This is a genomic window from Candidatus Nitrosotenuis uzonensis (assembly GCF_000723185.1).
Lineage (GTDB): Archaea > Thermoproteota > Nitrososphaeria > Nitrososphaerales > Nitrosopumilaceae > Nitrosotenuis > Nitrosotenuis uzonensis.
Genome location: NZ_CBTY010000009.1, coordinates 200,617 through 225,795 on the forward strand (window position 1 = coordinate 200,617; position 25,179 = coordinate 225,795).

General features: G+C 43.2%; 30 protein-coding genes and 1 riboswitch. Of the genes, 9 read left to right on the forward strand and 21 right to left on the reverse strand.

Features of this window, described 5'->3' with window-relative positions; all coding sequences use genetic code 11:
- Nucleotides 1–674 precede the first annotated feature (674 nt).
- The 6 genes from NITUZ_RS06330 to NITUZ_RS06355 all read right to left on the reverse strand — a co-directional run bounded on the left by NITUZ_RS06330 (nucleotide 675) and on the right by NITUZ_RS06355 (nucleotide 5,307).
- A complete protein-coding gene (locus NITUZ_RS06330) occupies nucleotides 675–1,052 on the reverse strand; it encodes a fluoride efflux transporter FluC (RefSeq protein ID WP_048196477.1) in 378 nt (125 codons plus the stop codon).
- Nucleotides 1,053–1,063: 11 nt separating this feature from the next.
- Nucleotides 1,064–1,138: riboswitch (Fluoride riboswitch) on the reverse strand.
- Nucleotides 1,139–1,161: 23 nt separating this feature from the next.
- A complete protein-coding gene (locus tag NITUZ_RS09700; RefSeq protein WP_052370114.1) occupies nucleotides 1,162–1,371 on the reverse strand; it encodes a C2H2-type zinc finger protein in 210 nt (69 codons plus the stop codon).
- 181 nt (nucleotides 1,372–1,552) lie between these two features.
- Nucleotides 1,553–1,732 (reverse strand): 30S ribosomal protein S30e, encoded by a 180-nt coding sequence (locus NITUZ_RS06340; RefSeq protein ID WP_048196478.1) that lies wholly within the window; start codon nucleotides 1,730–1,732, stop codon nucleotides 1,553–1,555.
- A gap of 38 nt (nucleotides 1,733–1,770) precedes the next feature.
- The gene (locus NITUZ_RS06345) at nucleotides 1,771–3,498 is read right to left on the reverse strand and encodes a B12-binding domain-containing radical SAM protein (protein ID WP_048196479.1); all 1,728 of its coding nucleotides are present in this window, start codon (nucleotides 3,496–3,498) and stop codon (nucleotides 1,771–1,773) included.
- 104 nt (nucleotides 3,499–3,602) lie between these two features.
- Nucleotides 3,603–4,415, reverse strand: coding sequence for a dihydroorotate dehydrogenase electron transfer subunit (locus NITUZ_RS06350; protein WP_048196480.1), 813 nt, complete (start codon nucleotides 4,413–4,415; stop codon nucleotides 3,603–3,605).
- Nucleotides 4,399–5,307: a dihydroorotate dehydrogenase gene (locus tag NITUZ_RS06355; protein WP_048196481.1), complete on the reverse strand. Its 909-nt coding sequence runs from the start codon at nucleotides 5,305–5,307 to the stop codon at nucleotides 4,399–4,401. Before NITUZ_RS06355 ends, NITUZ_RS06350 begins: the two co-directional genes overlap by 17 nt.
- Nucleotides 5,308–5,386: 79 nt before the next feature.
- On the opposite strand from NITUZ_RS06355, the gene NITUZ_RS06360 reads away from it, so the two are divergent.
- Both NITUZ_RS06360 and NITUZ_RS06365 read left to right on the forward strand, forming a co-directional pair.
- Entirely contained in the window at nucleotides 5,387–6,697 is a 1,311-nt protein-coding gene (locus tag NITUZ_RS06360; protein ID WP_048196482.1) for an NOP5/NOP56 family protein, read from the forward strand.
- Nucleotides 6,681–7,358: a fibrillarin-like rRNA/tRNA 2'-O-methyltransferase gene (locus NITUZ_RS06365; protein ID WP_048196483.1), complete on the forward strand. Its 678-nt coding sequence runs from the start codon at nucleotides 6,681–6,683 to the stop codon at nucleotides 7,356–7,358. Before NITUZ_RS06360 ends, NITUZ_RS06365 begins: the two co-directional genes overlap by 17 nt.
- Here the strand turns inward: NITUZ_RS06365 and rnhB are convergent.
- Nucleotides 7,346–7,972, reverse strand: a complete 627-nt coding sequence (rnhB, locus tag NITUZ_RS06370) for a ribonuclease HII (protein ID WP_048196484.1) — start codon at nucleotides 7,970–7,972, stop codon at nucleotides 7,346–7,348. The two genes, NITUZ_RS06365 and rnhB, sit on opposite strands and share 13 nt — an antisense overlap.
- A 62-nt stretch (nucleotides 7,973–8,034) precedes the next feature.
- Here rnhB and NITUZ_RS06375 point away from each other — a divergent pair, with 62 nt between their 5' ends.
- Nucleotides 8,035–9,165 (forward strand): tRNA (guanine-N1)-methyltransferase, encoded by a 1,131-nt coding sequence (locus NITUZ_RS06375; RefSeq protein WP_048196485.1) that lies wholly within the window; start codon nucleotides 8,035–8,037, stop codon nucleotides 9,163–9,165.
- Between the two features lie 2 nt (nucleotides 9,166–9,167).
- Here NITUZ_RS06375 and NITUZ_RS06380 read toward each other — a convergent pair whose 3' ends face one another.
- The 3 genes from NITUZ_RS06380 to NITUZ_RS06390 all read right to left on the reverse strand — a co-directional run bounded on the left by NITUZ_RS06380 (nucleotide 9,168) and on the right by NITUZ_RS06390 (nucleotide 10,908).
- Complete coding sequence (locus tag NITUZ_RS06380) at nucleotides 9,168–9,761, reverse strand: RlmE family RNA methyltransferase (protein WP_048196486.1); 594 nt, start codon at nucleotides 9,759–9,761, stop codon at nucleotides 9,168–9,170.
- Nucleotides 9,758–10,393 (reverse strand): transcriptional regulator, encoded by a 636-nt coding sequence (locus tag NITUZ_RS10290; RefSeq protein WP_244443832.1) that lies wholly within the window; start codon nucleotides 10,391–10,393, stop codon nucleotides 9,758–9,760. The genes NITUZ_RS06380 and NITUZ_RS10290 overlap by 4 nt, the downstream gene beginning before the upstream one ends.
- Before the next feature lie 65 nt (nucleotides 10,394–10,458).
- Nucleotides 10,459–10,908 carry a hypothetical protein gene (locus NITUZ_RS06390; RefSeq protein WP_155991434.1) on the reverse strand — a complete coding sequence of 150 codons (450 nt, stop codon included), beginning with the start codon at nucleotides 10,906–10,908 and terminating at the stop codon, nucleotides 10,459–10,461.
- A 98-nt stretch (nucleotides 10,909–11,006) separates the two neighbouring features.
- On the opposite strand from NITUZ_RS06390, the gene NITUZ_RS06395 reads away from it, so the two are divergent.
- From NITUZ_RS06395 to NITUZ_RS06410, 4 genes are read left to right on the forward strand one after another with little or no spacing between them, the layout of a single operon-like run.
- The gene (locus NITUZ_RS06395; protein WP_048196488.1) at nucleotides 11,007–13,097 is read left to right on the forward strand and encodes an AAA family ATPase; all 2,091 of its coding nucleotides are present in this window, start codon (nucleotides 11,007–11,009) and stop codon (nucleotides 13,095–13,097) included.
- Nucleotides 13,098–13,154: 57 nt separating this feature from the next.
- Nucleotides 13,155–15,305, forward strand: coding sequence for a biofilm-associated protein (locus NITUZ_RS06400; RefSeq protein ID WP_155991437.1), 2,151 nt, complete (start codon nucleotides 13,155–13,157; stop codon nucleotides 15,303–15,305).
- A gap of 40 nt (nucleotides 15,306–15,345) precedes the next feature.
- A complete protein-coding gene (locus tag NITUZ_RS06405) occupies nucleotides 15,346–15,858 on the forward strand; it encodes an adenine phosphoribosyltransferase (protein ID WP_048196489.1) in 513 nt (170 codons plus the stop codon).
- On the forward strand, nucleotides 15,858–16,646 hold the full coding sequence (locus tag NITUZ_RS06410) for an S-methyl-5'-thioadenosine phosphorylase (RefSeq protein ID WP_420887313.1): 789 nt from the start codon (nucleotides 15,858–15,860) through the stop codon (nucleotides 16,644–16,646). Before NITUZ_RS06405 ends, NITUZ_RS06410 begins: the two co-directional genes overlap by 1 nt.
- Here NITUZ_RS06410 and NITUZ_RS06415 read toward each other — a convergent pair.
- The 4 genes from NITUZ_RS06415 to NITUZ_RS06430 are packed head-to-tail and all read right to left on the reverse strand — an operon-like array spanning nucleotide 16,643 to nucleotide 17,974.
- On the reverse strand, nucleotides 16,643–16,885 hold the full coding sequence (locus NITUZ_RS06415; RefSeq protein WP_420887318.1) for a hypothetical protein: 243 nt from the start codon (nucleotides 16,883–16,885) through the stop codon (nucleotides 16,643–16,645). The genes NITUZ_RS06410 and NITUZ_RS06415 overlap by 4 nt on opposite strands.
- Nucleotides 16,886–16,936: 51 nt before the next feature.
- Complete coding sequence (locus NITUZ_RS06420; RefSeq protein ID WP_048196490.1) at nucleotides 16,937–17,335, reverse strand: hypothetical protein; 399 nt, start codon at nucleotides 17,333–17,335, stop codon at nucleotides 16,937–16,939.
- Between the two features lie 22 nt (nucleotides 17,336–17,357).
- Nucleotides 17,358–17,711: a MarR family transcriptional regulator gene (locus tag NITUZ_RS06425; RefSeq protein ID WP_048196968.1), complete on the reverse strand. Its 354-nt coding sequence runs from the start codon at nucleotides 17,709–17,711 to the stop codon at nucleotides 17,358–17,360.
- A gap of 41 nt (nucleotides 17,712–17,752) precedes the next feature.
- A complete protein-coding gene (locus NITUZ_RS06430) occupies nucleotides 17,753–17,974 on the reverse strand; it encodes a hypothetical protein (protein ID WP_048196491.1) in 222 nt (73 codons plus the stop codon).
- A 120-nt stretch (nucleotides 17,975–18,094) separates the two neighbouring features.
- Between NITUZ_RS06430 and NITUZ_RS06435 the strand changes: the two genes are divergently transcribed.
- Complete coding sequence (locus NITUZ_RS06435) at nucleotides 18,095–19,279, forward strand: sensor histidine kinase (protein WP_244443833.1); 1,185 nt, start codon at nucleotides 18,095–18,097, stop codon at nucleotides 19,277–19,279.
- 59 nt (nucleotides 19,280–19,338) lie between these two features.
- Complete coding sequence (locus NITUZ_RS06440; RefSeq protein WP_177309472.1) at nucleotides 19,339–19,809, forward strand: Hsp20/alpha crystallin family protein; 471 nt, start codon at nucleotides 19,339–19,341, stop codon at nucleotides 19,807–19,809.
- Here NITUZ_RS06440 and NITUZ_RS06445 read toward each other — a convergent pair.
- From NITUZ_RS06445 to NITUZ_RS06475, 7 genes are read right to left on the reverse strand one after another with little or no spacing between them, the layout of a single operon-like run.
- Nucleotides 19,796–20,902: a DNA topoisomerase IV subunit A gene (locus NITUZ_RS06445; RefSeq protein WP_048196493.1), complete on the reverse strand. Its 1,107-nt coding sequence runs from the start codon at nucleotides 20,900–20,902 to the stop codon at nucleotides 19,796–19,798. The two genes, NITUZ_RS06440 and NITUZ_RS06445, sit on opposite strands and share 14 nt — an antisense overlap.
- Nucleotides 20,880–22,721 carry a DNA topoisomerase VI subunit B gene (locus tag NITUZ_RS06450; protein ID WP_048196494.1) on the reverse strand — a complete coding sequence of 614 codons (1,842 nt, stop codon included), beginning with the start codon at nucleotides 22,719–22,721 and terminating at the stop codon, nucleotides 20,880–20,882. The genes NITUZ_RS06445 and NITUZ_RS06450 overlap by 23 nt, the downstream gene beginning before the upstream one ends.
- On the reverse strand, nucleotides 22,714–23,277 hold the full coding sequence (locus NITUZ_RS06455) for a KH domain-containing protein (RefSeq protein ID WP_048196495.1): 564 nt from the start codon (nucleotides 23,275–23,277) through the stop codon (nucleotides 22,714–22,716). The genes NITUZ_RS06450 and NITUZ_RS06455 overlap by 8 nt, the downstream gene beginning before the upstream one ends.
- Nucleotides 23,274–24,077 (reverse strand): serine protein kinase RIO, encoded by an 804-nt coding sequence (locus NITUZ_RS06460; RefSeq protein WP_048196496.1) that lies wholly within the window; start codon nucleotides 24,075–24,077, stop codon nucleotides 23,274–23,276. Before NITUZ_RS06460 ends, NITUZ_RS06455 begins: the two co-directional genes overlap by 4 nt.
- A 25-nt stretch (nucleotides 24,078–24,102) precedes the next feature.
- The gene (locus NITUZ_RS06465) at nucleotides 24,103–24,414 is read right to left on the reverse strand and encodes a translation initiation factor eIF-1A (RefSeq protein WP_048196975.1); all 312 of its coding nucleotides are present in this window, start codon (nucleotides 24,412–24,414) and stop codon (nucleotides 24,103–24,105) included.
- 37 nt (nucleotides 24,415–24,451) lie between these two features.
- A complete protein-coding gene (locus NITUZ_RS06470) occupies nucleotides 24,452–24,748 on the reverse strand; it encodes a DUF424 domain-containing protein (RefSeq protein ID WP_048196497.1) in 297 nt (98 codons plus the stop codon).
- Nucleotides 24,748–25,170: a translation initiation factor IF-2 subunit beta gene (locus tag NITUZ_RS06475; RefSeq protein ID WP_048196498.1), complete on the reverse strand. Its 423-nt coding sequence runs from the start codon at nucleotides 25,168–25,170 to the stop codon at nucleotides 24,748–24,750. Before NITUZ_RS06475 ends, NITUZ_RS06470 begins: the two co-directional genes overlap by 1 nt.
- Between the last annotated feature and the right edge of the window lie 9 nt (nucleotides 25,171–25,179).

A 25,179-nucleotide genomic window follows, 5' to 3' on the forward strand; every position in this document is an offset into this window, starting at 1 on the left:
CGTACCTTACCTTATTAAACATGTTGGTCAAAGAGGAAAACCTAATCAAGCACACCACGATCACATAAAACCCAAAAGCCTTAAAGATTTTACCTAGATCGACTGCTTTGCATGGACGCGCTTCATCGTGTTCTCTGTTTGTGTGGCTAGCTAAACGAATCTAACACTTGGCTGTCCTTTTTTATCGTCTTGTGTGCCCTTTCATTGTGAGCAGTTAATCCGCTGGCAGAAAAGAATTGAAGATTGCATGCATCACAACGGAAGGACATGCTATAATGTGGTATGGGTTTTGATAAAATGGATCTGGTTGATACACTGCTGAGTTGAGCTTAATCCACACTTAATCTATCGGTGTGGCCTTTGTCATTTTTTATCGCGCTATCAAGCCTACTTTTTAAATCATGTCCATAGGCTTCACTACACTGCCATGAGCAGAACTGCCTCGTATTTCCCTCAAATTCCTTGCCGCAATTCTTGCACTTTTTTAGTGCCATTATGTATGATGTTCATACCTACTTAATTAAAAACCGATCTGCCATTTATCAAGCCAGAATATAAAAAATGAACAATAACTTGGGATCGTCTGATCCCAAGTCGTGATATCAAAGATACCGACAAAGTATGAGGTAATCCCATTCCAATAAGATAAAACAGTTTCGCATGTTTTCTTAGGATTATCGCAATACCAACTCAGCTAGTGTTCTGCCAGCAAATATTGCTCCTATTGAGAGGCCTACGTTTGCAAGTATGTTTGCTGCCAGTAATCCAAACTGTTTGTTATCTATCATAGTAGTTGATTGAAGTGCAAAAGCTGACATTGTGGTCAGTGAGCCGCAAAAACCGACTGCCACAAAAAGTGCGTACTTGGTATCAAGGTTCCACTGTTGCGAGAGTACCACAAACACTCCCAGAATAAAACTCCCAACTACGTTTACGACCAGTACGTTAGCATAGAATGCCCCAAGTACAAGCTGAGATTCGGTTATTCTATATCGTACCAGTGTGCCGATAACTCCGCCCGCTGCCAATAATAGTATCTCTATTCCTTTCATAGTCTACTTACCTTTGTGTAGACATTATCAGCATGCGCGATGCGGTTCTGGCTTGCGCCACGGCTAATGTCATAGCCTTGTTCTGTGAGTGAGCTGATATTTTTTATCTCTATCGGTACCTGCTCTTGACCTTGTTCTCATGTTCCTGGCGCGCATGGTGCAACCTGTCCTTTTCGTGTATGAACTGTTTTCCACAGCCCGTACATTTGAGAATGGTTCTGTGATGAACGCGCCTTGCGTGAGATATCAGATCCTCAAAAGTTTCCAGTCTTTCTTTGCAATCCTCACAGATATTCTTGTTGCGATTGAAAAGACCCAACCCACTAATTACGCTTCAATCATATAAAAAGTTCATACGGTAAGGAATCAAAAGCCCGGGGATTCGCACGTCCCAGACCCTGATAACCTCACCTAAAACTTGCCAATTCCGTGTGATCTTGTCTGTATTGCCAAGTAAATTAGCATTACTTCTAATTGTGACTAAAAATATGAAAAATCGCCTATCGTCGCTTTCGCTGTCCAGGCTTGTTCTGGCCAGGAGTTCTGTGCAAGGCAAATCTTTTCCTAAAGTTGTTCTTGTTTCTTAGAATAGATATAGTGCCCACTCGCTTGCGGCCTTCTACTTTTGGCGTCTGGCCTTTGACCTTTCCTGCCTTTGTAATGGATCCGTGAGTTGCCATAAGTTAGAATGAAAGCGAATCTGATTTATGTATTTGCGTTACCAGTATTTTGCCTTGATGGTCTCAATTACCTTTTCGTGTTCTCTTCCCTTTCTTCTTGCAAAGCGCTCCATTGCACCAAGTGGAACGCCCCCTAGCGAGCGAGCTAGCATGTTAAAGAACTGTTTTTGTGCCGAACCATGGCTTCCAGTTTTTGTCATGAATTTTTGAATTCCATACTTGAAGTTGTGCTGCCAAGTCTTGTACATGACGCCAAGCTGGGCAGGATTCATCTCATTTCCTATGTTAAAGAACTCTGATTTCTCAAGCAACCCTATAGGAACGAATGTGAGCGGGGTTGTGGTGAACATGCAGTCAGGCTGCTCCCTTTCAAGCTCGCTGATAAGCTGTATCGTTTCCCAAGAATCCTCCGGCGTTTCATCATTATCAAGACCCATTATCAGTGTAAATGCTGGAACCCAGTAGTGCTCATTGAGTGTCTTTACTCCTTCTTTTACCACCCAGTGCCATTCCTCAGGCATGAACGGGGCAAGCTTTCTGTCAGCATACTTGCCAATCAGCCTCAGACTTCCCGTCTCAAATCCGCACTGAATGCCAATCAGGTTTGACGGTCCTGACTTTATTATTTTTGAAATGTTAGGTATCAACTTCTCGTCTGCAATTGCTCCTGCCAGCGTTCCGTGTGTCGGGTTTGTGTGTTGTACTCCTGCCTCCATTACCGCCGTGAATAGTTCTTCCAGTGCCTCACGGTTTGGCTCCATCTGTTTGCTAGTTCGTGGGTCCATACCGTAAACAAAGATATCGTCACTGTGAATCCAGGCGTTCTTTAGTCCGCCTTTTTTTATGTTGACCTCGATTTCCTTCTTTACCTTTTCTGGAGGATAGTATCTTAGCGCGCGTAATGTCACATCACAAAACTTGCATCCACGTCCGCATCCACGCATCACCTCTATCATTCCGTGCATCGACGGTTCCACAATATCTGGAATCTCATCAATTTCCGGCCTGTCCCAAAAGTTCACAAACCTTCCATGTAGTTTTCTTCCGTTTCTCTCAAATTCTTTGATATCAACCTTAAAGTCGCTTCTCTTCCTGAACGGATTCATGTTCTCAAATTCGCCGTCAATTAGATAGTTGAAAAATCTGCCCGCATGACCGTCGATTTCAGGTGCTATTCCACCAAGCTCACCTTCCAAGACGGCATAAAGATCATACTCTTCGATTTTCTCTGGGTCGTAGTTGTACTGCCATGTACCTGACGCTCCGGCAATCACCTTTGCCTTGCTGCCATTCTTCTTTTTGGCCTCTATGATTTTTTTGTGAAGATAAGCGTTATAGTACTCATCATACGAGATCTGTTTTCTACCATAAGTGAACGTCATTGTTACCGGTCCCATCCCGAGCGGATCCATCTCGTATGTGCCAACGACCTGTGTTTCCGGGCCGATGAATTTGTCTATGTGATCCGGATGCGCCACTACCACGTCCTCACGTTTGAATCCGTCACGCAGCAGTCCTGCTTCTACTTTACGCAACCCGTAAGGGGCGTAATTTGCAACACCATTTGTGTGCGGAATCGGATTGCAGATAAAATCAAAGAGAATTTTTGGCGTCACTTGGTTTTTGAGTATTTTGTACCAAAAGCTATTGTGATCTCGATGAGGATCAAGTGCAGGTGCGCAGCCAAAGAATGTTGCAAGCGATATTCCACGATAATTTGACATCAAGGTACGGTCTGCGGTAAGTACAATCTTTGGATGCGCCATTTCTCCTAGTACGCGTGTCTTTCTTTATTTGTTTTAAACGTTTAGGTACAAATCAGCCTATGGAATGGGGTATTTTGGAATTTTTACGTACCTCACTGCAGGGATCAATAATTTTCCAAGATGCCAGACTTGCTTCTGTGTGTGTGGCCAAACTCCTTGCTCTTGCTTAGGAACGCTCCGTCAAAAACTGTCCCGTCATGACATACAAGTACATCATCCATGCAGCAGCTTCCACATATGCCAATACCGCATTTCATCATGCGCTCAAGGCTTGCCTGCACAAAGATGCGCTTTGAGTTTGCGAGTTGAACTACCTTGTACATCATCACTTCTGGCCCGCATGTGTACACGGCATCGAACTTTTCGCTCTGAACAAGTTTTTCCATTATATCAGTGACAAACCCCTTTTGGCCATAAGAGCCATCCTCTGTAGCTACTATCACTCGGTATTTGCCGTTTTCCATTATTCTCTTTGAGACATCTTCAAAAAAGACCTCCTCTTTTGTCTTTGAGCCCATCAGAATGGTAACCTCGTTAGTGGGCCTGGCATACTTGGCAAGCCGCATCAGCGGTACAAGTCCTGTGCCTCCACCTACCAGCAGTATTCTGCCATCCCGGATATCAAAAGAGTTGCCATACGGCCCCCTCACCCCAATCTGCTGCCCTACCTTCATGTTATACAGCGCAGTAGAAGACTCTCCGCGTTTTCTCACCGTAAACGCCGCCTTGCCTTTTTCCTCTGCAATCATGACACTCATTGGAAGCTCATTTACTCCAGGTATCCACACCATTGCGAACTGCCCTGGCAAGACATTGGCAAGTACCTCGTCTGATATTATCAGTGTACGTACTGTAGGCGTTTCATCTATTATCTTCTCAATTGTTCTGATCTGCGGTCTCTTAGTAATTTCTTGCAAGTCCAACCATCTCCGATATCTTTGTGTATCCTTTTCTTTTCATATAGTTTGAAACCCCATCGTTAATCTGCGAGAACACATCAATCCATCCATCACCTATTGCGCTTCCCACCTGCACAGCGGACGCACCTGCCAGTATGAATTCAACTGCATCTTCCCAGTTTGACACACCGCCGCATCCGATCACCGGGACGCCGTATTTTGAGGCAATCTCATATACGCACCTTACTGCGACAGGCCGTATTGCAGTACCTGACAGTCCGCCAATTTTGTGGCTCAGAATAGGTCTTTGCGTTTCAACGTCAATTCCCATAGCCCGTATCGTGTTGATTGCAGTTATTGCATCAGCCCCACCTTCCAGTGCAGCCCCCACGGTGTCAAGATAATTTGTAGTTCCAAGGCCCACCTTTGCTATCACTGGAACTTTTGTCACAGATTTAGCGCGTTTGACTATTTTTGTAACAAGGTTTGGATCGTCGCCAACTTCGAGGCCTACTTTCTCCACGTGCGGACATGAAAGATTTAGTTCGTATCCTATCACTTTGACATTCTCAAACTGTTTTATCATAAATTCAAAGTCATCCTCAATTGATCCTACGAGGCTGACAATTATCGGGACTTCTTTGTTCTGCGATATCATCTTTGCAAAGTACGGGGCGCCTGGGTTTGAGAGTCCGACTGCGTTAAGGTAGCCTCCCTTTATTCCCACGATTGTCGGGTTAGGATATCCTTCCCATGGCTCCCTGCTTAGCGATTTTGAGACTACGGCGCCAGCGCCGTTCTTGTATAGACGGCCGAATACCTCAAGGGATATCCCAAGAATTCCCGATGCGAGCATGGCCGGCCTTTCAAGCGTCATGGGCCCAATTGTTACTGAAAGGTCCGGATTCACTTGCTTGAGTTGATTGCGTAGTCATATAATGTTTAGTCGACGTAGTAGCTTTTTTAGTAAGGGGATCAGTCATTATTTTATGTATTTTGTAATTCTAACGGAGCTTGGAATTGCCATATCACAGGACGGCAAGCACGTTAGATCATTTCCGTTTTCACAGCCGGCCTCCGATTTTGTTGCAGTAAAGAATGCTCAATACAATCTCAGAGATATCATCGAGTTTCTTTCCAAGGCTCAGTCTCCTCTTATGGTAAACGATGAGGCCCTGCTAAAGGCACTCAAGAAAGAATCGCTAGATGTGCAGATGATGGAGCAAAAGCAGATAGAACAGATCCAGGCAACCAAGCCGCAGATCCTCATAGATGCAGAATTTGCAAAAAACCAGCAGGACGCAATGACAAAGCTCAGGGATTTTGCGCTTCAACTATCGTCTGCAAGGGTAACTGAAATATCGCAAAGTCCAGACCTGCACATCATTCAAGCAATAAAAGCGCTTGATGAAATCGACGTTATGATAAACGGCCTCTCATCAAGATTGCGCGAATGGTACGGCCTTCACTTTCCGGAACTAGATAACATAATTGATAGCATCAACGGCTATGCGCAGATAGTAATGGCAGGAAAACGCCAAGACCTCTCAAAGACAGTGTATGAGGACGCTGGGTTTCCTGACTCTAAGGTAGAAATGCTCTCGGTGATTCAGGACAAAAGCAAGGGAGGAGACATATCAAAAGAAAACCTAGTGATAGTGCAATCAATTGCAAAACAGATTCTAGAGATGGCCGAGATAAGGCGCGCAATGGAAAGTCACATTGAATCTGAGATGAAAAGCGTTGCGCCAAACCTTTCAGCAATCTTGGGAGCTGCAGTAGGAGCACGAATTCTCTCAAAGGCAGGAAGTCTCAAAAAGCTTGCAACCATGCCGGCCAGCACGATTCAGATTCTTGGGGCCGAAAAGGCATTATTCAGAGCATTAAAAACAGGAACCGAGCCTCCAAAGCACGGAATTCTGTTCCAGCATCCCATAGTCCACGCCGCACCAAGATGGCAGAGGGGCAAGATGGCAAGGGCCATTGCATCAAAGGCGGCAATCGCATCAAGGGTAGATGTCTACGGTGGTGGACTGAACCATACACTTCTTGAGAAACTAAACGTTCGAGTCAACGAGATTGGTGAAAAATACAAGGAACCAACCCAGAGAGCACCACCTCAAAGACGCGAGGAACGTCGCGAAAGATTCGGTGAAAGGCGCAGACAGGACCGATTCAGAGAGGGACAAAGAGAGGGCAGATTTGGTGATAGGCGGAGAGACGGTACAAGGGGTGGCAGTACCCGTAGAGAGTTCAGAGCTGACGTAAAAAAGCGAAAAAAGTTTGGAAAAAGAAGATAGTCCGATTTTCTGGCTCTCAGTAGACGGACAGAAAAGACTGGCCACCATCAACTATGTTGAAGGAAATCAAGTGTACGGCGAGAAGTTATACAAGAAAGGCAAGGTAGAATACAGAATCTGGGATCCGTTCAGGAGTAAACTTGCCGCAGCTCTGACAATCGGCTTGGATGTCTTTCCTATAAAGAAGGGGACCACGGTGCTTTACCTTGGAGCATCTACCGGTACCACTGTAAGCCACATCTCAGATATCGTAGATCATAACGGGATGATCTTTGCAGTAGAGCATGCAAGTAGAGTTGCGCGTGACTTTTTGGACAGAGTTGCATCATACAGAAAGAACATCATTCCTATTCTGCAAGATGCTCGCCATCCTGAGCAATATTTTTCAATTTATGGAAAGGTCGATGTTGTGTACTCTGATATTGCACAGCCAGACCAGACTGAGATCGCCATAGCAAACTGCAAAAAATTTCTAAAGGACGGCGGATACATGTTCATGACAATCAAGGCACGCAGCATCGATGTCACACAATCACCAAGTAAAATAATAGAAAGCGAGATACGAAAGCTTGAGTCAGACTTTACAGTAATTCAGGCAATCGGGCTTGAGCCGTACGATAAGGATCATGCCATGGTAGTTGCCAAGTTTCACGCTGCCTGATAGTTTGCAATCTTTTGCGCAGGGGCCCAACTTTTCCTAACAAAATCAGGCATCTTGCCGGTCTTTGCAAAACAGTTCCTCACACAAGTTATAGTTCTCGAGTCTGACGGATATCCGCTTCCAATAGAATATGATTTGGCAAGTTTTTCAATTGCCCTATCTCTTGTTACTTTGGCAATTATTGAGGCTGCCGAGACCACGAGAAACTTGGCATCTGCGTGATGATATGCCTTTATGTTAGAGATATTACTCAGCTTTTCAAGCTCCTTGCCGAACCTTGAGGCATTCACATCGCAGGAATCAACGTATGAGGTATGCGGCCCTAGTTTTTTTATTATCCTGGCCATATACAATGCCTCCAGATGATTTAGCTGATGTCTTGCCACGTGCATATCAATTATCTTTGGTGATATACGAAACACGGCATAATCGTCTGCCAAATTTAGAATCTGTCTGTACAGCCTTCGTCTTGATGCTGGTGTTAGTTTTTTAGAGTCCCTAACTCCTAATTGTTCAAGTGTCTTTATTTTTGAGCGCTCAATTGCAATGCCTGCAACCACCAGCGGTCCGACCATAGAACCCCTTCCTGCCTCATCCACTCCGCAGACAATCACGGCTGTTTCTCAGATAGATTAACGTATTAAACCATTAGCGGTGTAAAAGCTGACGATCTTAATTGCAACTGGACCAGATCACCACAATAACAGAGGGAACCACAAAGATACTTGCGCTCAAACAGTCAATTACCGACAAGGTCCCACCGCAAAATGTTGCTTTCTTCAATCCCAAAGCAAAGTTGAGCAGGGATTTTTCCATAATAGCGTATTCTGCGTTCTTGAAAAAATTTGACGGGCCAAGACTGTTCCTTGACTCGCTAGCAGGCGTTGGGGCGCGAGGCCTGCGCGTGGCAAACGAGATCAGTGATGTTCGAGTGATCATAAACGATCTGAACCCCAGCGCTCTTGAGCTTGCAAAAAAGTCAGCAGAACTTAATGGGTTGACTAATTTTGAGGTTTCCGAGAACGAGGTATGCAGGTTCTTGAGCACTTTTTCAAAGAAAGGCCACCGCGGTGCCATAGTGGATGTAGATCCTTTCGGTTCCCCTGCAAGGCACGTGGACTGCGGAATACGGGCCACAGTGCATAAAGGATTGTTCTCAGTGACCGCCACGGATCTTCAAGTTTTGCACGGCATATTCAAGGATGCATGCAAGAAAAAATACCACGGAGTTCCAATCAAAACGTCATACAGTGACGAGATTGCCGCAAGACTTGTTGTCGGCCTCATCAACGTGATAGCTGCAAGGCTTGACGTTGAGATCACGCCAGTTTTTGTAGAAAACAACATGCACTATTACCGAATATACGTACGTGTCCTAAACAAACCTGACACGCAGAACAGGATAGGGTACATTTGGCATTGCAGAACGTGCGGCCAGAGAGGCGCATCACACGAACAAGTTGCATCATGTAATCAGTGCAGCTCAAAGACAGAACATGCAGGGCCACTATGGATAGACCGCCTTTTTGATAAAGAATTTCTTCTCAACATGCTAGATGAGATTCCAAAATTCCAGATAGATAAGACATGTGAGAAGACAATAAGAAAATGCATTCTTGAGGCAGACATGGGTCCATGCTATTACACACTCGATGAAATTGCCGAGATGCGTCATTCGTCCCCTATTTCACTCTTGAAGATAATTGAACGACTGCAGAAAGATGGATTTGATGCAACTCCAACCTCGTTTAATCCGACCGGGTTTAGGACTAGTGCGCCGATAGGAAAGATCAAAGAAATGTTTTAGCGTTACGGGCGGTAACCAAGACAGACAAAATACATCTCGCTACTTGGCTTTCTGCTAGCATTAGGTTTTCTAAGATGTACTTTGGCAAACTTTTTTTTCAGATAGTCTCGAAATTCAACTGAATATTCGCCGTCAAATACTTTGAATAGTGCGTTTCCCTTCGGAGCCAAAATTTTGTCCATTATTTTCGAGCATGAATAGTTCAGTGAAATTTGTTTTGCATGATCCATAGACCAATGGCCAGTAATGTGAGGAGATATGTCGCATATTACCGCATTTGCGCGCGCCCCAAGATACTCCAATATTTCATCTGCCACAAGTTCGTCTTCCACACTTCCCTTGATGAAATGAGCGCCATCAATCTCATCCATATAAACAGTATCAACACCCACCACTTTGCCATGGTTTCCAGCTAGCTTGACTGCAATCTGAGTCCAACCCCCCGGTGCACACCCCAAATCCACCACGTAGAATCCCGGACCGATTATTCTGTAAGAGTTGTTAAGTTGTAATAGTTTGTAAGTTGCCCTGCTTCTGTAGCCATGCTCCTTGGCCAGTTTTCTATAATGATCACGTTTTGCATCAAGCAGCTTCATTGTTCTTTCTTTTTCTTTGGCTTGCTGAGCTCAGCAATAGTCCACTCTTCTATCCACTGACATGTTCTTGGGCTGACCTCTCCGTCAATGCTACACTTTTGTTCCACTGGACATACAAGGCAGGGAGCGTTTTCAATTGATTCTGTGGAGACCGGTGTCTTTTTTATTTTGAGCACGTACGTCCATCTTTTGTTTTCTAGAATCTTTTCACGTGTGATTATTCCCATTCTCTCAAGCTTTAGTGCAAGTCTTGAGCCGTCCCGGCTGGTTAGCTTGAATTTTTTCCACAATTCTGACTGAATTATACCGTCATCATAATTTGACAAAAACAAGCAGACTTTGTTTGTGAGTTTATCCATATCGACTTTGTCGATCTGAAAGTTTTCAATCTCCTCATCTGTAAGCTGCTCTTCCATCTCCTCTTCAAGGGTCTTTTCTGACTCTTCTGCCAGCTTTTCTTTTTTCTTGTCTTTGGGTTTTTTCTCTTCTTTTGTTTCCTTCTTTTTCTTCTCCTCTCTGGCAGATTTCTTTTCTTCCTTGGCTGGCGTTTTTTCTTTTGCTGATTTTGCTTTTTTCTCGTCTTTTTTCTTATCCTTTTTCAAATCTTTAGAATCCGCAGCTTTTCTTGCCATTTTATCCACTTGGTATTACAGTTGATATCCGGATATGTTTCAATATATAATATCGCATTGAAAATCTAGCGTACTGTGAATTTTTGAGTGGCTGTAAGGAACTTGTCTCCTTCCTTGTCAAATAGCTGCGCTTCTATTTGGTAAGTCCCAGCTGCACCAAGTGTTTCAGAGAATTGCTCACCTATAGGTAGTGTGCCCTCATCCCCATAACACTGATCAAAGAATGCACCTTGTGTTACGGCATTCTTTTGGGAGCCAGAAACTGTAAAGAGTGTAATGTATAGGTCGCCGCAATCAAATGTAGGATCACTTACTGATACTTGGGCAGTTATTCTGCCAGAAATAGAATACTCAGTATCAACTCCTACAAACTGCAATGATGAGCTAGGTTTTGAGCTGAAGATGTCTGAGCTTCCAGCATCGCTTAGAGCAAGTGAGAGAACAAATCCGCCATATACAAACGAGAATACGATTGGAATTATGAAAGACGCTACTGCCACTCCTTTGATTGCCATCAAGTTTTTGCATCCTTTTACCTTTATATCCATTTAGAAAACTTGCACGTAAGACTGTGTCGAATAAGTTAAATCGTTGCCACCCAAATAGGCGCTAGATGCGATTACGAAAATTTCGAGTCAGAGCATACAGGTGCATACATGATTCCGGAGAAATCAGAGTTGGGGACCTAGCCGCATTCGTTGGGAGGAACGAATCTGGCAAGACCACCATATTGCAGGCCCTAACTTTGTTAAACAAGGAGGAGCGTGTATCTGAGCTTGACCTGTGTGATGAGATGACAGAGGAGCTAAAATCCGAAATGACCCTCGTTGAGGGAGAGTTTGCCCTATCTGCATCCGAGACCAAGCTGATAAAGGAGAGGTTTCCACACCTACCAGAGATAACGCACCTTAAGATATTCAGAACCAATAAGGTTCCAAGAGTACAGTACGAATTTGGAGATGTCAAGCTGAGCGATGAGAAAAACAAGGCACTCAACTCTTGGGAAAACTATACTGAAAAGATTTTGGACTTTGTATCCACCATTCCGAACCACATACGAATACAGCTGGACACCAAGTTCTTTGAAGGCCCGCCCCCAAAGAATAGGGACGAGTTTCTGCAAGAGATGACGGTCTTTAACAACGCACTCAATATGCTTGCAGCAGACGAGCCGTACATTGTATCAGGATGGTCGCAGTTCTACCAGAACGCTGAAAAAACTTATGATGAGTTGCTTGTTGGTACTACCGAAAAAACAGCACTTGAGAATTTCCTTTTGGAGCATCTGCATCCCAGATTTGTGTATTTTTCCGATTACAAAAAGATCTATGGCAATATCAATTTAGACGAATACATCAAGGAGATAAAAAGGCCAGAAGGTCTTGACTATGCCGAAGAGTTCGACAAGGCAGAGACAGTCAGAAACCTCTTTTATCTTGCAGAGCTTGACACAGACAAGCTTGAAGAATACAAGAACAGCCCGCCCAAGCTTATCAAACTGCTAAACACTGCTAGCAGGAGGCTCACTGACAGGCTCAACCCTGCATGGAAAGGCGACCCAATCCATGTCGATCTGAGATACAATCCAGGCAATGTTATGAGTGTGGTCATATCGGACGTTCACAAGGATGGAACTGTCACCAACACCGGACTGTTGAGTAGACGCGCAGAAGGATTCAAATGGACTTTCTCGTTCATTGTCAATTTTGCCGCCGAAACGCAAAAGGCAGAACTAAAAGAGGCAATTTTGTTGCTTGATGAGCCGGCAAGGAACCTGCACCCCGCCCAACAGATGGGCATATCCGACCTGTTAAAGAACTTGGCAGGTTCAAACCAGGTACTTTACGCAACGCACTCACCGTTTATGATATTTGATTATACGCCAGGAAATCTGCTGGTAGTTGAGCTTGACAAAAGAAAACATCTCTCACGAATCCATTATGATTATTGGGATGCTGACGATGCCACACTCATTCCTATCCTGTATGGCCTGTCAAGAGGCCTTGTAGAGTCAATAGTAGACAGAGAGATAGGAACCAACTCAAGGCCCGTCATCATAGTGGAAACCATGTCAGATGCAATGTACCTTAACGCATTTGACAAGTTCCTTGAGGATCCAAATATTTCCATGAACCCACTTAATGTAGTAGCTTCATATAGCAAAAATTCTGTGCTGCCGCTTGCGATATTTTACAGAAATCATGGACATAACGTCTTCGTAGTGCTAGACAACACCGCAGAATCAAAAAAGATTGCAGAACAACTGAAGGCAAAAGAGTTCACAGACATGCAAATATTGTATCTTGAGCAAGGAGGAAAGCCAATAGAGTCAATCGAGGATCTCATAGTGCCAGATGACTACCTCCATGCAGTAAACCAGACCTATGAGATAAAGCTCAGAAAGGAGGGCTTTAGAAACCTGACAAAGGAGGAGATCCTGGCAAGAGGTAAAAAAGGCATAGTCGATGCTCTCAACGATATTTGGTACGAACACAAAGATGATGGGTGGGAAGAGTTCGATGTTGAGGAAATTGCAAGGTACATCTGTGAGAAGATATCCCTCAAAGAGGCCGAATTTCTATCTGATAAGACAAAAGACCAGTTCCGGGGCTTTTTCAGACTCATTGCTGAAAGAATAAGACAGCACCAGAACATCACAGCCCAGGTGGGTCTGAGCAAATATCAGCGCAACAGACCAAAATAGTCATTAAATAATTTTACGCATAAGTAATCCTCAATTGTCAAAAAGGGTAAGTAAATAATGTTTATTGATTCTAAGATGAGTATGAGGATGCTATTTGTGGCTTTGATGCTCTTTGCAGCCGTTGCTATCGGAGTTCCCGCAGCATTTGCTGAGACGGCAGCCAAGGGGACAGGATTTGAAAAGACATCAATTATAGAATTTACAAACAACGATACTGTTGAGATAAACACTGTCAGGATATGGTTAGGAAAAGATATTGGCGATTTCAAGTCGTTCAAGACAGAGAAAGGCTGGACAGGCACAAAGTCGGCTGAAGGACTTTTAATATTCACATCGTCAAAGCCGCTAAAACCAGGCGAGTCTGTAAAGTTTGGCATAAAGACTGAAGTTGGTAACCCGGCAATCAACTGGAGAACACTCGATACAAGAGGCAATGAGCTTACAACCGGTAGAACCGAGATAGGAAAACCAGTACAAGATACTTCAATACAGACCCCAAAAGACACTCCACAAACGCCCGTAGCACCAGCAGCGCCTACTAACTTGGACAGTGCAAAGTTCAGGATAATTCCTGAGAGCCCCAAGAACGGCGATGAAATCAGAGTGATAGGAGAAGGGTTCCCGCCTAATTCACATTTTAACTTTTTAATTGACAACGAAAAGCTTGACGATTTTTCATCTGACGGTTCAGGCAACGTTCTGGGACGTGCAAAGATTCCATTAAACAAGCAGGAAGGCAGAGTCGAGTTTGCATTATCAGATGATCAGGGACAGAAAAAGACGCTCAGTATACGCATTGTGGGAGGGGAAAACATTGCTACAGTCCCAAGTACGCAAAAACTGGTTGTCAACCCAGGCAGTAACATATTCGGTCCAGGAGATACTGCCACTGTAAGTGGCATGGCAAAGCCCGGTTCCGCAGTAGCTATAACTGCCAAGGATGCATCAGGTAAAAAGATCTACGAGGCAGTGGCTCAAGTTGACTCGCAAGGAAAATGGTCTCATGAGACAGTCATTCCTCCAGATGCAGAGCTTGGAACCAGAACAATCGAGTTTACTAACGGTCAGGAGACCATAACAAAAACAATAAGCATATCAGTCACAAAGACAATCAGAATTACACCATCGTCAATCAGGTATGAGCCAGGAGACAGAATGCTCTTTAATGGAACGGCCTCAACAACGCAACCTGTTGAGATCTTCATAAAGGATCCAATTGGAAAGGAGATTTATTCAGATATTCTTACTGTGAATGAGACTGGCACGATAAATTTTGGATTCCAGACCACGCAGACATCGACGAAAGGAACGTATGTAGTAATTGCCACACAGGGACAGGACAGCGAGATTCTTCGAATAGGACTTGGCGAGGCTCCAAGCGAGCAGTTAGTTGCCAAGTTTGACAAGTTAAATTATGCTTCTACTGAGACTGCAAGGCTCACCATACAAGGGCCGGCAAAGGCAGCAGTGTCACTTTTGATAATAGACCCATCAGACAGAGCAAAACTCACCGACAGTGTTACTTTGGGACTTGATGGTAGAAAAGACTACGAGATAAATCTGAGCGGCTACAAATCAGGAGTCTATTCGGTTGTGCTAAAATACCTAAAATCGCAGGTAAGCGAGGTCTTTGCAGTAGGGCTGTCAACAGGCTCTGGCGAGATAAAGCTACAGGCGACCAAGCAAACATATCTGCTTGGCGAAGGAATGCTCTTACTTGGATCCTCAAAACCCAACGTGCTAATCAAACTTGAAATGTACGATCCGTCAGGCGAGTTAATCAAAAGAAAAGAAGTATTCACTGACAAGGAAGGCAAATTCTCAGAAGGAACGTTCAGGATTCCCGCAGATGCAAAGCAGGGAATGTGGGTAGTCAGGGGCACAAGCGGTCCAAATTACGCTGAAACAAAAGTGGAAGTTGTAGGCACAGTAGAGCAGGCATTCGTAGTTAATGTGGACAAGTCTACACCATACCGTAGTGGCGACCTTGTCAAGATAGTTGGCGCAGGCGGCGGAAAAACACAGACTGTGATTGTGACAATGTTTGATCCAAAGGGAGCAAAATATGCCGAGCTTAACACATTCTCTACCAGTACAGGAAGCTTCCAGATAACGTGGAAGGTTCCAGGAAGCATAGATCCTGGTGAGTATAAAATTGTGGCAAAGCTAGGAAACGATAACGCCGAGACTAAACTCACAATACAGTAGACAAGAACAATTTTTATTACTCCACAGAAGGTTATTTTTTGTGAACCTACAGAACATTATCACAGAATATCCAAACTTTCCAAAGAAGGGCATTCTGTTTCGCGACATCAGTCCAATTTTGAAAAATCCGGCCGCATTGTCTCACGTGGTAGACGAGTTTGCAAAGAAATTTCACACAAATGATGTAGATATATTTGCAGGGATAGAATCAAGAGGATTCCCGCTTGCTTGCGCCATGGCCCTGCGCTACAACAAGGGCATGATAATGATACGAAAGCAAGGCAAGCTTCCAGGCAGTACAGTCAAAAGATCATACAATATCGAGTACGGCAAAGCAACCATGGAGATCCAAAGAAACGCAGTTAACAAAGATCAGAGAGTCGTAATCTGTGATGATCTTTTGGCAACAGGAGGAACTGCAAAAGCTGCTGCAGAACTAATTGAAAAGCTAGGCGGCCAAGTTGCAGGATTTGCATTCATTGTAGAGCTCACGGATTTGCAAGGGATCAAAAAGATTGAAAAATACAAGTGCGAGTCGCTGGTGAGATACTAGTGGAACAGGCAGACATAGGAATCTTCGGTGGCACCGGCATCTATGATTCCGGACTCTTAGAAGATCCGAAAGAAATCACGGTCGAGACTCCGTACGGCAAGACCTCAGATTCTATCACTGTGGGGATTTTCAGGGGTAAAAAAATTGCATTTATGCCAAGACATGGTAAAAAACACACGATCCCTCCTCATTTGATAAACTTTAGAGCAAATATTTGGGCATTCAAGCAGCTTGGAATTAAGAGAATAGTTTCACCGTCGGCAGTTGGAAGCCTCAAAGAGGAGCTTGCCCCCGGAGCATTTGTGTTGCCAAATCAGTTCTTGGATTTTACAAAATCAAGAAATGGTACTTTTTCTGAGGAAGGCAGGGTTATCCACATCTCGGTTGCAGATCCATTTTGTCCTGAACTCCAAGGTGCGCTCAAAGAAGCTGCGAAGGCACAAAACATACCAATACACAGCGAGCGAACTTATGTTTGCATTGAGGGGCCAAGATTTTCCACAAAGGCAGAATCAAGGTTCTTTCGGTCCACGGGTGCAGACATTATTGGGATGACACTCGTTCCAGAATGTCAGCTTGCCAGGGAGGCCCAGATGTGCTATGCGTCAATATGCACTGTAACTGATTATGACGTTTGGGCGGAAAAACCAGTTACTGCAAAGGAGGTTCTTGAGACACTCAAAAAGAATGTAGAGAACACGAAAAAGATCCTCACATCAATACCAGACCTCATTCCTCAATCAAGAAGCTGTTCATGCGCCAAGGCGCTAGAAGAAGCTGAATTCTAACCGTCTGCAAATGAGTCTCTGCTTAGTCCTTCTGGAAGTATTATGTTTCCAGTGACCAAATTTTTTTGTAGCGTGTCAATTACTTCGTTCACATCGTAGCCAAGTTTTTGGAGCGATTTTTCCGTCGACTTTGATACCTTGGCTCCAATGTTGTGTCCTCCTATTCGACCAAAGGCAATCGCAGTAAACTTGAATGTAGTGTCACCAATTGTAAACGTTCCAGTGATTTTTGCTGCCATCTGATTTCCTTTCACGTCATTTACACGGACTGTAATTTCCAATACGTTCACCTAGATTTCGATTGCCTTGTTGATGTGATCATCGATTAAAAAGCTGGCGTGGTTTGGATCATCTACAGCAAAGTTTTTGACTGGCAGTTCTATTACTTTATCATCTGGATTTTCTACCTTGATGGTACCGTTCTGCTTTAGTCTTACAAGCTTCCACCTATCCTTTCCCTTGAATAGTTTTCTTACGAGCACGGCCCATTTTTCATCAGGATCAATTTTTGGCATTCCGACATAATCAACGATCGAGTCTATTCCCAGTTGTTTTTCTTCACAAAATCGTTTTTTGCATATTGCACATCTCCAGACATCAACAGAGCCTATAGTTCTCTGGTTATAGTTGACGTTGGTCACTCCAAAGTAGACTATTTGATGTTTGCACGTTTCCGTGTCCACGCTCATTGCATTTTGGCGTAAAAAAGCATTATTTAGTCCTTGCACGATCATAGTGTCTTTCCAAAGCCACGCCGATGTTATCGACCACGAGATTTTTCTTAAACTCTATGTTATGCTTGGCGCACATCCGCCTATACATATTCACTGCAGTAAATCGTGGGTGCATGGCCTCAAAATCTGTCGAGGAGATATCGATAAATCCGCCAAGATCGACCAAGCTCTTTGCAATCTGTTGTGCTTCATCTTGGCTTATTGCAAGATCCCTGGCAATCTGGGCAGTGTTCATCTTGCCGTTTAGTGTCACATGCAAGAATACTTTGGCCTGGAGTGGACTGAGTTTAAGCTCGCTCACAAGATCATCTGAGATTTTTTCAAGACTCAATGCATTTTGTATCACACACCGAATAATTAATTTTGAGAATACTATTCGGTCTTGATCCGGAATAGTTTTTTTGAGATCTTAAACGAAAACCCCATTCCTATAAAATGCACCACTACTCCCACAATAAGTGCAGTAATCTTATCCTCAAGGACAATCCAGCTAACAAAGAATGCAACTAGGGACGGAATCGTGATTATCACCCCTATGATAGAGCCTTTAAGGAATATTCCCTTTGTCGGCCTTATATTCGGGTTTTTGTCCATATGGGTGCTCTGAAAACCAGTAATAAAAAGTAAATATGCTGTAAATGTACGTATTAACGCATCCGTTCGTTTCGAACACATTTGGCTTTAACTTCCCATACTGACACACAAAATACAAGCTTGAATAGAAAGTATCTTAACAGAGAGACAAAAGGTGCTGCCGATGCATTCGATGGAACGCAAAAAGAGATCTACCTTGAGAAAACACCGTCAGAGAGCTCTGCAGAGGAAGTCATCCATGTCTTGGGTTCGGACATTAAAGATGTCAACGACAGCATAAGCGCCATGAGCAAACAGATAGTAGCACAGAAAGCCAGAATTGAGGCAATAGGCAAAAAACAAAAAGATTTCGATGCAGATGTAAGAGCTTTCCAAAAAGACACATCTGATCCAATAACAGGTACCGAGTTTGAAAATCTCGGAAGCGAGTTTGAGTCAGACAAGATAATCAAAGGTATCTCAATGCTTGTGGAAAACGAAATACAGAACAGAATAACAAACTTGGAAAAACAGTTAGACTATGAGAAAAAAAACTCGAAGATATTTAGTACCAGTGTTGAAGAAACTCTTGCAAAATTCCTCCTAGTCGAGAAGAATCTAAAGTCAACAAATCACAAATTGGAAGATGAGATAAGAGAAAAAACAGCACAGATAATCCGCTCTGAGCGGTTATCGGCTATAGGAGAACTTGCATCACGGCTTGCCCATGATCTGAAAAACCCATTAACAGTAATCAAAGGAACTGTACATCTCCTAAAGCATAACAATAACGGAAATATTGATGAGCTTACAAAAAGGAGAATAGAAGTCATAGAAAAATCGATTTTCCGGATGACGCATCAGATTGATGGCGTGCTTGATTTTGTAAGAGAGTCACCTCTCAAAAAGGAAACATCATCATTAAACGAGATAATAATTTCCGCTATACAGACCATGATGGTACCATCAAATGTCTCAATCTTCTTTCCAAGGGAGGATATTGTATTTTTGTGCGATCCTCACAAGATGCAGGTCGTTTTTGCAAACCTCATACTCAATTCCATACAGGCAATAGGCGCCAAGAAGGGCAAAATAGTAATACATGCATCAAAGACTGAGAAAGATCTTCTCATAGCAGTAGAAGATGATGGGCCAGGAATCGATCCGAGAGTACTTGGAAGGATATTTGATCCGTTGTTCACCACAAAGCAGGAAGGTACAGGACTTGGTCTTGCAAGTGTTAAAAACATAGTCAACCAGCACGGTGGTAAGATCTCTGCAAGTACAAATCCGACCATTTTTTCAATCAAAATCCCTCTTTACTAGGAAATTTTCAAAATACCACCCATTGATGCTTTATATTTTGGTAAAAGGATAGTGAAATGTTGTCCAGCTACAAAAGAACCTATTCCAATGCATCCTCGCTCAACTTCATAGTACCCATAATGATCATTTTGTTTTTGGGACTAGTATACATAATGTCACTCCGATACGGTCACGGCTCAGTTAGTTTCATTCTAATAGGAATTGCCTCCATTACTATGATCTACTGGGGATTTGTCATCAAAAAGATGGCAAAGACAGAAAAACCAAAGTACACTGTACGCGACACTGAAAGCAAAAACTGGGTGTATGATCTGATAAAGGGCGATAGCGAGGTCGTATTTGTGGCAGAAGTTCCAGGCCCAGATGACAAAATAACTGTGCGCCTGATTGAAGGAGTGCTTTACGTTCGAGGCTCTGGAAACTTTGCAAAGGAAGTACCAATAGAAGGCGCCTCAGATATGCAGATTCAAGATTTCAAGTACAGGAATGGCGTGCTTACACTGCGAATTGGCAGGCCTACAGGCTCTTAGCAATCTCTAGTTTTTCTGGTAGATACTTGTCTGTGATGTTTGTAAGTCCATACTTTGAGAAAGCCTCGAGTTCGGCCTTGCGTTTTATTTTAAGAAATATTTCAAGTTCTTTTTTCCATATTCCTTCCTGATATCTAGGATCCTTTTGCAAATCATATATCCTTTTGATGTCAGATTCTGTCATAGGTATTGTTGGGAGTTTGTATTTTTCAATATCCGATGCCCAGACGCCAACCCACTTTGCGTCAGGAACTGTAAGATCTCGCAGATGGGCTGCATTAGCAGACCCGGATTTTATTACCATTGCAATATGTTCCCCGTAAACGTCTCCGTCGGTAAGTATTACAACAGGCAATTTCATCTGGTCGTGAAGTCTCTTTAGCAGGTATCTTGTAGAACGTGGTGCTTGGCCTGCAGTGTCTATTATTATTGCCTTGAATTTCTTGTCTACCTTTTCTTCAACAAACCTTGTAAAAAGACCACCTTTCTCTATTGCAATCACAAGTTCGGCGCTCGTATCAACTAGCTCCGCGCTGCTCAAACTGGGCCCGATAAGATATCCGTCTGGATGGTCCGACAGATTAGTTCTTCTTCCTTCATAACCAGGTACTGTATACTCTATTGTAAGATCCCCAAATACACTGCTTCGCTCTTCCGGGAATATGTGAAAGTCTTCTCTTGGCCTTGCAAGTACTGCCTCCAAATCCACAATTATGTTATCTGATTCTGGCTGGTCCTCAAAATCAATTGCGAATGCCTGTGATGAATAGTAAATGTCTCTGAGCGTTGATGATTTTTTTTCATGAACCAGCCTGTTTGCAAAGAATGCGAGCCATATGAGCTGAGTAAAGGAGCGTAGCTGTGACATGTTACGCGAGCTTCTAAGCCCTGCTGCCTTACCTAGTATGTATTGCCTGAGTTTTTTATCATAGACTATGTTGCTAACGGATCTACTTGGCACGTAAAACTGTGGGAATTGTCCTTTGTCAAGGTCAGCATATATCTTTGCACCTTCCGTTCTGAGCAATTCAAGTAAAGAATCCCTCTTTGCGGATGCAATCTTTTCTGCTTTACTCTTCGCTGACTTCGACATTTGTGTTCAAATCCTTGAGTATTTTTTTGTAATCAGGTTCTTTAGTCTTTCCGGCCAGCTCGGTTGCAAACTGGGCTATGAGCGGCAGATATTTTTGATACAGATTCGATCTTTTCTTCTCGATTTCTGCCTGCCCCCTTTTTGACATGTATGCGGATAGCTTTCTTGCAAGAAACTGCAATGCAAGCCGGATCTCTTTTTCAATTTCTGGTCTGTCAGCTACATTTTCCTTGCCTACTGTCTTGTATGGAATACGCGTGGAACAGATATGGCTTACAATTACAAGCGGGGAGTCGTTTTTTACCTTGTATCTGGACCAGTCCATCTCGTTTACCACTTGAACAACCACGTCGCTGCCCTCATCGTATAACAATGGTATCCTATTTGCAAATCGGTATACAGTCATCTTTCCCGTGGGAATCTGTCCACCATACGCAATACCCATCTCCACCACAAATGGGAATCCCGAGTATGCAGATGCGCTACGCTGTATGACCGCATGAAAATCGGGCTTGAAAAATTGTACTATGCCCTTTGAGAGCGGCTCTTCTCCCAGTGGTGCAAGGCAGCTCGGATCAGGAGATAAAAACTCTTCATATTTTTGAAGTGAATCGCTTAGCTTGACCAGCTCCTCGTTTGTGAGTGAGCCTATCCTCTTATCAGGCTTTAACCCTGCAAATTCTGCAAACTTTATTGCAGTAGCCTGCCCTATCCTCTGGAATCGCTTTGTGAGAAACGACACCACTGATTCGCCTTGCACTGTGTTTGCAAGCTGTCTGTAATACGGATTTGATTTTGGCATATCAATTGTCACCGATTTTGATTCTCCGAAATCCCAGTACGTTAGATGCTTGTGGACTAGATCAACATCATCTATACGAATTTTCATTATTTTTTCAAAATCCATTTGCAGAAAAGACATTATTGCCACTATCACTCGCACCGGTCTTGATAATGACGACCATTTTTTTTCTGCCCTAGTCATTATTCCCTCAAAATTCAGATTCTTTTTTGACAAGCCGAGCTCTTTTTTCACCTTGTCTATCATTGCATTATCCAGAACTGGAATCTGATAGTGTGTATCAAGTATCATGCGTCTAATTGTCTCAACATCCACTCCATGCGGGTGCGGTTTGATTATTGTAGGTGGTGGGGGCATGGTATTGACTATTCGTTTGTAGTGGAATCTTTCCCCTTTGGGATCGTCAAATGTTATAGTTGCGTATGGAGTAATAAGCGAAGTCTGGTACACATAATCTCTTATTTTGGCACCGGCTTTGGAATAATCGCCTTCCAGTGTTATGCTCACGGTGAGTCCTTTTTTTGTTGCATTTGTTGTTTTGTGCTTGATGATAACGGGTTTGTTTTTTTGTATGTCAAGCATCATCTCAAATTCATGTGATGTTTTTCCATCAATTGAGCTTGACACGTTGACAGGCTTGTTAGTAGTAATCTGTCCGTAAAGAATTGCCATGGTTGCTCCAAGCCCAAACATTCCTCTTGCTTGCTTGAGCCCGAACTTTGAGCCATAAAGTACAGTTCCAAATGCAAGTGGAATGTGTTTTGAATCCATTCCAGGACCGTTGTCCTTGACGGTTAGCACATATGGTTTCGGATCGGGTTTTTCAGCTTCGACAGCTTTTATTGTCAGATGTATTTCAGGCAGTATTCCGTGCTGGTCACATGCATCAAGGCCGTTTTCAACAAATTCCCTTACGGCAGTATATAGTGATCGTGTAGGATTGCTAAATCCAGCAAGATCTCTATTTCTGTAGAAGAACTCGCTAGGCGAGATTTGGTTAAATGTTTCTTTAGACATCTGTTTCCCACAACTGTAGTCTATCTAGTTTTTCCCTTCGCCTGTTTGCCTCAAGTTTGCCATAAACAGAACCGTGCTTGCTGCCAGTAGAAATCGAGGTGATGGCAGAGATTGCAACTTTGATCTGATGCGGTTCTCCTATTATTGAGACCGTCTTTCCATAAACGCAAATGCTAGTATTTGTTAAATTTTCCATGTTTACTCTGGCCCTACCTCCCTCTCCAATTATTCTTCCTTTTATCCTTTCAATTTGTTGTGGCGATTTGCCAACAAAATCTCTCAGATCCATTACATGCAGTAAATACTCTTCTTTGAGCAGCTTCATCGCATTATGGGGCGAAAAACCACGCCCAATTGCTGTAACGATTTCTACTGCCTTAAACGGCTGGATCTGATCAATTGCGCCGTTACTGGTGACTTCGATTTCTCCCGTTTCGCTATCGATTTGAAGTTTGACAAAACAGATTCGTTCTATCTCTGCCTTTACTTTACCAGATCTTCCAATAAGGGCACCTACACGGTCAGCTGGAATTCTTATTAATTTCTCAAAGCTCATGATATTATTTTTTCTAGCACATCAGCCGGGTTTTGTACTATCAAGCCTCTTTTTGCAAAGAAGTACGACATATTTTTAATGTCTCTTTCAAGGAAATTTTGAGCATTTGGGTGCATTGTATCGACTGCGGAACCCAGATCAAACAATACGAGCCTATTTTCCGTTTTGAAAACATTGTATTCAGAAAAGTCACAGTGGACAAGATGCGCTTCTTTATACAACCTAGTTAGTAAGGATACTGCCTGTTGATAATCGCTTTCATCCACTTCAATTTCATGAAGTGTTGGAGCAGGGACTCCATCCTTTCCAACAAACTCCATAGCAAGGACGTTCTTTTCTACATGAATGGGTCGTACTACGGGTAGGTTTTTTTTATGACATAGTTGTAAATTCCTAAACTCTTTTTTTGCCCAAAGATACACCATATTCTTTGTGCCATGTTTGACGCGTGAGAATCGTGGATCTCCCATTATGTAGGGCATACGTTTTTTGAAGCTGGACGTAGATACCAGATACACCTTGAGTGCCACATCCTTTCCGTCCGGGCCAACCGCCCAGAATAGAACGGATTCCTTCCCTGCTCTTACTATTCCGTTAACATACGAGATTATCTTTGCGTTTATCATCTCATACATTGTGAACATTGTGGATTTGTCAAGAACCTGATTTACCGTTTTGAATTTCTTAAAGCCGTCATCTAGTGTTTTTTTCTTTTTTGCAAATATACGCTCGAATTTTTCGTCAATTTCAAGATCATCAAGATCTGAATCGACAATATCCTCGTAATCGTCAGATGACATATGTCATCAGCATAGCAAAAACAAACTAGAAATCTTTTGGAAGATGATCATTTTCTTTAAGCCAGTCAACTTGTGCGAGTGTGAATCTCCATGTTATGTCTCCTCTGTCATCTTGTTTGAAATCCCACGGAGCTATTATCACAACATCGTTGTCTCTAATCCAAATGCGACGCTTAAGCTTGCCTCTTATTCGGCCTCGCCTTGTTTTACCATCAGTACATTTTACCAGAACCTGATCACTGCCAAGTAGCTTTATCACTCTACCCAAGAGCTCACCCTGTTGTGGTAGTTGTATGTCTTTAAGCTCACTTTCATTTAGAACTTTACGCTTTCCCAACAGTCTTGTAAAGAAAATTTTGTATATAATTGTGATGTTACATTTTGAAAACAATCAGAAATGGTACACCATCAATTACTTTGACTCCTGCTCTAGAACCTATTTTCAGATCAATTGACATTTCGACTGACTCTTTGCCAACTATATTGATAATAGATGACTTTCTCATCAGATCCTCTGCCTCCATGCCGTCCACCAGTCTTTGTCCATAGTAGCTTTTACTGATTCTTATTTCAACGTCATTGTTTTTGACAACGCGTTCAAGCACATCCTCATCACAAATATTCAGCATCCTGCTGTTCTGATAGTTAGACGTCCTGACAAAAAACCGCATTATGCATATTTACCTTTAAGCGAGGATTTTGCTCCACATGCCTCACATACAAGAAACGAAATTCTGTTTTCCTTTTCAATTTTCGTATCAGGACTCTTACATGTGGGACATTCCAGATAGTCTTTTACATAAATTTCAAGCAAACGTGTAAAGTCGTGTGGCTCTCGCCTCCCAACAAATATGGCCTTATCGCCGCTGCGTTCTGCAGGGGTTGCAAATTCTTTTGAAAGATATTGTAGAATTTTGTCTGCATCACGCCTGAGCACCTTTGGAAAGTCCATGAAATTGCGCAGTATAGTTCGCTGCCCTTCCCACATGACATCTGGAGATGGAATCTCAAATCTCTCGCCCGTGCCCGTCTTTTTTTCTGATATTTTGTCCTGAATGCGCTTGAGTAGCTTTTCGTAGTCTGCCTTTGCCATTACCAAAAA